We start from the raw sequence: 8,788 nt of genomic DNA, 5'->3' as shown, positions 1-8,788 counted from the left end.
TTGCGGATACCGATGGTACTAGTACAGTAGAATGTATTGCAGATGCTACTGAAACGTTTACACTACCTACGGTAACTGATGCCTGTGGAAATACTTTAACGCCTTCTGCTGCAGTGATTACTGAGAATCCAAACCCTTTAACTTGTGAAGGTACAAGAACTTACACCTATACCTATACAGACTGTACTGGAAACTCTGATTCTTGGGCTTATACATATACTATTGATTTGTTACCATTTACTTTACCTGTAGCTGGTACTCAAATTGTTGATAATCTAGCAGATGCTATTGAACCAACGCCTCCTGCAGTAAATGACAATTGTGGAAATACTATTGTGCCTACTGGACCAACTGTATCATCTAATCCTGCTTGTCAAGGAACCGTTGTATACACTTTCAATTATGAAGATTGTGCTGGGAACAATGCCGATTGGACTTATACCTATACTTTACAATTAGCTCCTTTTACCACGCCTGATGACGAAACTAGTACTGTTAATTGTATTGCGGATGCTGTAGCTCCTACACCTCCTGTAGTAACTGACTCTAATGGGACGAATTTAGTGCCTTCTGCGCCTACCATTACTGAAACACCAAATCCGTTAACCTGTGAAGGAACTAGAGCTTACACATATACCTATACTGATTGTGCAGGTAATTCAGATGATTGGACATATACTTATACCATTGATACCCCAACATTCACTATTGCGGATGCCGATGGTGCTAGTGCGGTAGAATGTATTGCGGATGCGACTGAAACATTTACACTACCTACGGTAACTGATGCCTGTGGAAATACTTTAACACCTGCTGCTGCAGTGATTACTGAGAATCCAAACCCTTTAACTTGTGAAGGCACAAGAACTTACACCTATACCTATACAGACTGTGCTGGAAACTCTGATTCTTGGGCTTACACATATACTATTGACACACCTGCATTCACTATTGCGGATACCGATGGTACTAGTACAGTAGAATGTATTGCAGATGCTACTGAAACGTTTACACTACCTACGGTAACTGATGCCTGTGGAAATACTTTAACGCCTTCTGCTGCAGTGATTACAGAAACTTCAGATCCTTTAACCTGTGAGAGGACTAGAACTTACAGCTATACCTATACAGACTGTGCTGGAAACTCTGATTCTTGGGCTTATACTTATACTATAAAGGATACAACTCCTCCGGAGCTTACATTGCCATCAAACGCCACCGCTGAATGTAGTGATGACTTAACTCCCATTGAGTTTGGAGTTGCAACTGCAACGGATAACTGCGATACTAACCCTCAAGTAACGTTTAATGATGTTCGTACTGATGGTCAATGTTCTGGAACATTTACAATTATTCGTACATGGACTGCAACAGATGCTTGTGGAAATTCAGTAAGCGCAGACCAAACTATTTCAACTTCTGACACGACTGCTCCTACTTTCGATCAAACAACCTTACCTGGCAATATGACTGTAGAATGCGGGAATGTTCCTGAGCAAGAAACACTTACAGCATCAGATAATTGTGGAATAGCGATCGTTACAGTTGAAGATGTTAGAACAGATGGTAATTGCGATTTTAATTATGTAATAACACGAACTTACACGGCAACTGATGATTGCGGGTTAACAACAACACATATACAAGTTATTACAGTTCAAGATTCAACACCACCTAGTTTTGTTGAGCCATTACCAGAGGCCAATATTACAGTGGAATGCGATGCTATTCCTGTTGCAGAAACACTTACTGCAACCGACAGTTGTGGCAACGCTACAGTTACGATCAATGATTCTAGAACGAATGGAGAGTGTGTAAGCAGCTATTTTATAACAAGAACATGGACAGCTGTTGATGATTGTAATAATGCCACAACCTTTACGCAATTAATCACCGTACAAGATACAACGCCTCCAGAATTTGTAGAAGAGCTTCCAATGGATATAACGGTAGAATGTGATGCTGTGCCTACCGCTGCAAATATGACTGCCATTGATAATTGCGGAAACGCCATAGTGACGGTTGAAGATATCATCACTCAGGGTGATTGTCCGTCCAATTATAATATTGCTCGTAAATGGGTTGCTACTGACGAGTGTGGTTTAACTACATCCCATACACAAAATATAAAGGTCCAAGACACTGCAGCTCCTGTACCTACCAGTACTTTTGACTCTATGGTAAACGCCAGTTGTACAGATATTCCAGAGATTCCACAATTAGATTTCGCTGATAACTGCTCTACAAATGTTATTGAGGAATATAATGAAGATAATTCCTTTGATCCTGATGTACTACAAGACTATCAAATTATCAGAACTTGGACGGTTAAAGATGCCTGTAATAATGAAGCCGTTTATACGCAAACTATAAATGTGACATTGGATGAAATATTTTCTGAAGTTATTGCAGAAGATAGATGTTTTGAAGAAGGCGTTGTTAATCTTAATAATTATTTACCAAATTCACTAAATACTGATGGGACTTGGGAGATGGTTGAAGGGAATCCTGATGCTCCATTAAACGGAAGTATTTTTGATCCGACGGAATTAAGCCTTAGTGAAGATTTCCTACCTGGAGATGGCGGTATTGACTATAAGTTCAGATATACTACAACAGATATGGGTTGCATTAGTGTAACAGAAGTCATTATGAATATTCATGCAGACTGTATCGTGCTTCCATGTGGTGAAAACGATATTGTCATCTCAAAAGCTATTACTCCAAATGGTGATGGATATAACGACACCTTTGACATTGCAGGAATCGATTTATGTGGATTCGTTGCCGAGGTTAAAGTCTTTAATAGATGGGGAGCCTTAGTATATGAGTCTAACAATTACACCTTAGGTAGTATAGAAACCTCTGGCGCTAAAGGTGATTGGGATGGATCTGCCCCGAATTCGTCCATAGGAACCGCCGGGAAATTACCAAATGGTACATACTATTTTATAATCAATTTAAAGAACAGTGGTTTGAGTCCTTTGACTGGCCCAGTATACTTAGGAACCAAATAAAACCTTAACCTATGAAACTTTTAAAACATCATATAATCGCTATTGCGTTGTTAAGCTGTACGGTTGGAATTGCCCAGCAATTACCACAATTTACACAGTACATGTACAACACAATCTCAATTAACCCAGCTTATGCTGGTAGCAGAGAAGCATTAAGCATTGTTGGATTACACAGAAGCCAGTGGGTTGGTTTTAAAGGTGGTCCAATCACCCAAACACTATCTGCCCACTCACCATTAAGAAATGATAGAGTTGGTTTAGGAATATCATTTATCCAAGATGACTTGGGGCCCCAAAATTTCACATACTTATATGGGGATTTCTCGTACTCTATTCCAACAGGGCAAGATGGCAAATTAGCTTTCGGGGTTAAAGGAGGGTTTACTCAGTTCAGTTTTGATTCAGATTTTAGATTCGATGGCGCAAATATAAATGATCCATTAATTTATGGTACACAAGATAGATGGTCTCCAAATATAGGAGCCGGAGTTTATTGGAGTACAAATAGATTATACTTAGGGCTATCGGCTCCAAGAATACTGAATACAGACTTAAACCAAGAAGAAGGCTTTGAAGCACTCGAACGAGTGAGTTATTATTTTACCGGTGGTGTGGTAGTTGATTTAAGCAATAGTTTTAAATTCAAACCAGCCTTTTTAATTAAAGCGACAAATGGTGCACCTTTATCTTACGATTTAACAGCTAATTTCTTGTTTAATGAGAAGTTTTGGTTTGGAGGTTCCTATAGAATAAATGAAGAAACAGGCGCAATTGGTGGAATTGTAGACTTTCAAATATCTAGGCAATTACGAATTGGTTATGCTTACGAAAAGCCAATTTCAGATATAGCAAGTTATACCACCGGTACACATGAAATCTTATTGATGTATGAATTTAAGTTCTTAAACTCTAAATTAAAATCTCCAAGATATTTCTAATACAGCATTTTCCATGAAGAATAAAAATTACATATTATTTACCCTATTATTGGTACTTAGTTTTTCGGCATTTGCTCAACAAGGAAAGCAGAATCGTGCTGACACCCTTTTTAACAAATTTTCATTTGTAAAGGCTGCCGAAGTTTACAAAGATTTAATTCAAAAAAATTACAATAAGGACTATGCTACAAGGAAATTAGCAGATTGTTATGCTTTTTTAAGAGATCCTAAAAACGCATCGAGATATTACAAAAGTGTTGTAAAGCAGGAAAACGTTCCTGTTGAGTATTACTATAAGTATGCACAATCTCTCCGCGGGATGAAAAAATATAAAGAATCTCAAGTTTGGCTGCAGCGATACAAAGATTCTGGTGGCGTAGTAAATGCCAATGATTTTTCAAAAGACGTCAATTTTATTACCAGTGTTTTTGGAGCTAAGCAACAATATTTTTTAGATAAAGTTAGGTTTAACTCAAAGTATAGCGATTTTGGAGCTTTTGAGCATAACGGCTATGTTTACTTTGCATCGGCAAGAGATGAAGGCGTTGGTATAAAGCGCGTATATGGCTGGAATGAACAACCCTTTTTAGATTTATACATGGCAGAAGCTGGCACCAAAAAAAATGTTGATCATTCTGCTAAAGTCTCAGGAGATGTTAACTCTATTTATCACGATGGGCCAGCTACGATAACCAAAGATGGTCAAACTATGTATTTTTCCAGGAATAACTTTACGGAAGGTTTCGAAGCGAAAGACAGTAAGGGTTTAACCAATATGAAAATTTATAGAGCCACATTGGTTGATGGTGAGTGGACTAATATTGAAGATTTACCAATAAATGGTGATGACTTTTCTACCCAGCATGCTTCTTTAAACGTGGATGATACCAAACTTTATTTTGCCTCAGATAGACCTGGAGGTTTTGGAGGTTCAGACATTTGGGTTGTTGATATTGAACCTGACGGTTCGCTTACTAATATGCATAATATTGGTAATACTATAAACACAGAAAGTGCAGAGGGTTTCCCTTTTATAAATAACGAAGGGGTGCTTTTCTTCTCATCCGATGGCCACACTGGTTTAGGACTACTTGATATTTTTGCGACCATAAAAGGAGAAAGTGACGATGAAATTGTTGACGTGATTAACTTAGGCGTGCCTGTAAATTCAAATAAAGATGATTTTGCCTTTACCATGAATCCAAATGGTATTACTGGATACTTTGCTTCAAACAGAAAAGGAGGACGTGGTAGCGATGATATTTATGCTTTTCATAGAGAACCGGTACTTCATGTAGAAGGGGTTGTAACAGATGCCATAAATACTAATCCTGTAGCGAACGCTAAGATTACATTATTTGATGATCAAGGTAATCAAATAGCTTATATGGAAACTGATGAAAATGGATACTATCAAATAAATATTGACAGAAATAAGGACTACAAAATTGTAGCTAGTCAAGACAAATATATAGATGATTACAGAACATTTACCTCCAAAAATATCCAGACAGAGTTAATTACAATTAATGCCAATCTACTGTTAAATCCAGTACCAAATGTTATTAAGCTAGCGGAGTTAAATACCATCTATTTTGACTTTGACAAGCATAACATTCGCAAAGATGCCGCAGAAGAATTAGATAAAATTGTGAGCTTAATGTTAAATGATTACCCCGAAATGGTTATACGAATAGAGTCTCACACAGATTCAAGAGGTAAGTTATCTTACAACGATAAGCTTTCAATAGATAGAGCTAATTCTACTTATGAATATTTGATTTCAAAAGGTATCGATCCTGCCCGAATCACGGAACATCAAGGATTTGGTGAAAGAAGATTAACTAACGGATGTGAAGATGGCTCTGATTGTGAAGAAGCAGACCATCAACTAAATAGACGTACACAATTTATCGTTGTGAAAATGGAATAGACATACATTAAATAAAGTTTGGGTATTAAATCTCAAACTAACTAAGATAGGTAAAGATTTTTTAATTAAACAAAGTCCCCATGAAATTAAAAAACTGCATAATAACTGGTACAGCTTTGCTTGTAGGTGCTCTAACCTACTCACAAAGTGTAATACAAAAAAAAGCCAATAATTTATTCAACCAATATGCTTTTGCTGATGCTGCGGCTGTTTACCATGACCTAATTGATCAGGGCTATAATACAGACTTTGCCATAAGGCAACTAGCAGATAGCTATGCTTATATGAGAAACCCTGATAGTTCTGTAGTATATTATAAAAAAGTTATTGAAGAACAGAAAGACATTCCCATAACATATTATTACAGTTATGCACAAGCATTAAGAGGCACCAAAAATTATAAAGAATCTCGTGTTTGGATGAAGCGTTTTAAAGAAGCTGGTGGACAAATAGATCAATTTAATACTAATAGAGATTCAGATTTTATAGATGCTATTTTCAACTCAAAGCAGCAATATTTTTTAAAAGATATAAGCTTTAATTCCAAATTTAGTGATTTCGGTGCTTTTGAACATAACGGAAGCATCTATTTTGCATCAGCAAGAGATGAAGGAGTTACTATCAAACATAAATATGGTTGGAATAATGAACCCTTTTTAGACGTTTATGTAGCACAGAGTAGTACAGATAGTATTAATCATAAGTCTAAAATAAAGGGTGAAATCAACACTGTTTTTCATGACGGCCCGGTTACAATAACAAAAGACGGAAGTACTATGTACTTTTCTCGCACATCGTTTATTAAAAATACTCTTGGGAGTAATCATGAAGGTATTTCAATACTCAAAATATATAAAGCTTCTTTTATCAATAATAAATGGAGAAATATTGAGGAGTTACCATTTAATAGCGATGATTACTCAACAGGACACCCTGCCTTAAATGAAGATGAGACAAAACTATATTTTGCCTCAGATATGCCAGGTGGTATGGGAGGTTCCGATATATATTCTGTAACCATTAACGATAACAACACTTTTGGAAAACCACAAAATCTGGGTAATACGATAAATACTAAAAAGAACGAAAGATTTCCTTTTATAAACAATGAAGGGGCTTTGTTCTTTTCTTCCGATGGGCATCCCGGCTTAGGTTTGCTTGATATTTTTACTGCTATTTCTAATAAAAACAATGAAATAATTAATGTTATAAATCTTGGTACACCAGTTAATTCAAGTAAGGACGACTTTTCCTTTTTTATGAGCAAGGATGGACTTTCTGGATATTTCGCATCTAATCGAGATGGTGGAAAAGGTAGTGACGATATTTATGCCTACGATAGAGTTCCTCAATTAAAAATAAAAGGAACTGTATATGATAACGCTACAAACACCCCCATTCCAGATGCAGTAATCACCCTGTTTGACGTCGATGGAAAAGAAATTACTCGGGTAACATCAAGCAAAAACGGCTCTTATCAATTGGATATTGATAGAGATACTAACTACAAGATGCACGTAAAAAAAGATCGTTATATTGACGACCATAAAGTGATTAGCTCTAAAGAAATTGAAAGAAGTATATCTAGTATTACGGCAGATTTCCCAATGAACCTTGCTCAACTAAAGATTAGAAATCCTTTGCCCGAATTAAGTCACATTTTCTTTAACTTTGATAGTGCGGTGCTTAGACCTGAAAGTATCAATAAATTAGATTCTATTTTAAACCTTATGAGTAGCCACCCCGAAATGCATATAAAAATTGAGTCTTATTCTGATTCAAGAGGACCTGCTGAATACAATTTATTACTATCGCAAGAAAGAGCAACAGCTACTTACAACTATTTAGTTTCAAAAGGTGTTGAACCTGAACGTATTCTGAGTCGCAAAGGCTTTGGAGAGGAAAATTTAGTTAATAATTGTGATGGATCGGTTTCCTGTTCTGAAGAAGAGCACCAGTTAAACAGGCGAACAGAGTTTATTGTTATAAATTAACCAATTATATTAGTTTGCTTTACTGAAAGAAAAGAATATATATTTTAAGCTAAAACCACCAGCAGAAAGTGCTGGTGGTTTTTTAGTTTGTTGGTGGTCTATAAAAAGTCCATATCAAAAAAAACCCTCTCCAAACGAAAGGGCTTTATACCTAAAGCTAAATTTAATAACTATTGTTATTAAGCATAACCTAACTAATTAAATATCTATTAATCAGTAAATTAAAGAGGTTATAGGTTTTAATGCTTTTTGGTCTTCATTATTTTTTTATAAAAATGTTTGTAAAATACCATCTTCCATTGTCATTTTTCTCGGCAGAAATATCGAAGTTCGTATAATCTCCCTCTAGATTAGCCTTATGGTTTTCGCTCTTAATCCATGCGTTTACAACCCCTTGGGCTGTACCAAAACCATAGGCCACATTCTCTGAAACTTTTTTAGCTCCAACATTGGACTTTAAAAAACTACTGCGTGTATAGAAATTATCATGAGAAACTACATCATTGTCTACCATATAATCGGTATGACTATAAGCTACAGATTTAACTATGCTCATATCTTCTAAAGCTTTTAGTCCTAAGGACCTTCTGTGGTCATTAATAAGGTTCAGGATTTCAAGTTCAATAGCTTTTGCTTGTGTTTCAACAAGGCTCATTTCGAGAGTTTCCACATTGTCGTCAAAACTATCTGTGGTACACGATGACAGCGTCATTACTGCCAAAAGTGCCAGGGCGGACACCTTAGAGAATAACTTCATGGTTAAGTAAATTTAGATTTGGTTCTGTAAAATTAGCAGCCTAACCTGAAGCGAATGTTAATGAAATGTTAAAATCGATTAAAAACACACTTTTTATCGATTTAAAATGTTTTTAACCGATAAAATACGTTACAACACTAACAAATGAT

5 protein-coding genes are annotated in these 8,788 nt (G+C 36.1%); 4 read left to right on the top strand and 1 reads right to left on the bottom strand.

What is annotated here, in order from left to right; genetic code table 11:
• From E5D58_RS06255 to E5D58_RS06240, 4 genes are all read left to right on the top strand, one after another.
• Positions 1–3,017 (top strand): gliding motility-associated C-terminal domain-containing protein (locus tag E5D58_RS06255; protein WP_205660301.1); only part of this gene is annotated, 3,017 nt, incomplete at its 5' end.
• 11 nt (positions 3,018–3,028) lie between these two features.
• The gene (locus E5D58_RS06250; RefSeq protein WP_136480974.1) at positions 3,029–3,955 is read left to right on the top strand and encodes a PorP/SprF family type IX secretion system membrane protein; all 927 of its coding nucleotides are present in this window, start codon (positions 3,029–3,031) and stop codon (positions 3,953–3,955) included.
• A 13-nt stretch (positions 3,956–3,968) separates the two neighbouring features.
• Positions 3,969–5,888 (top strand): OmpA family protein, encoded by a 1,920-nt coding sequence (locus E5D58_RS06245; protein ID WP_136480973.1) that lies wholly within the window; start codon positions 3,969–3,971, stop codon positions 5,886–5,888.
• An 80-nt stretch (positions 5,889–5,968) separates the two neighbouring features.
• Positions 5,969–7,882, top strand: a complete 1,914-nt coding sequence (locus E5D58_RS06240) for an OmpA family protein (protein ID WP_136480972.1) — start codon at positions 5,969–5,971, stop codon at positions 7,880–7,882.
• Between the two features lie 259 nt (positions 7,883–8,141).
• Here E5D58_RS06240 and E5D58_RS06235 read toward each other — a convergent pair whose 3' ends face one another.
• The gene (locus E5D58_RS06235) at positions 8,142–8,639 is read right to left on the bottom strand and encodes a CAP domain-containing protein (protein WP_136480971.1); all 498 of its coding nucleotides are present in this window, start codon (positions 8,637–8,639) and stop codon (positions 8,142–8,144) included.
• Between the last annotated feature and the right edge of the window lie 149 nt (positions 8,640–8,788).

It is taken from the genome of Cognatitamlana onchidii (assembly GCF_004804355.1).
Classification (GTDB): domain Bacteria; phylum Bacteroidota; class Bacteroidia; order Flavobacteriales; family Flavobacteriaceae; genus Cognatitamlana; species Cognatitamlana onchidii.
The sequence above is the reverse complement of the archived record's forward strand: the minus strand, read 5'-3'. Positions and strand labels throughout refer to the sequence as shown.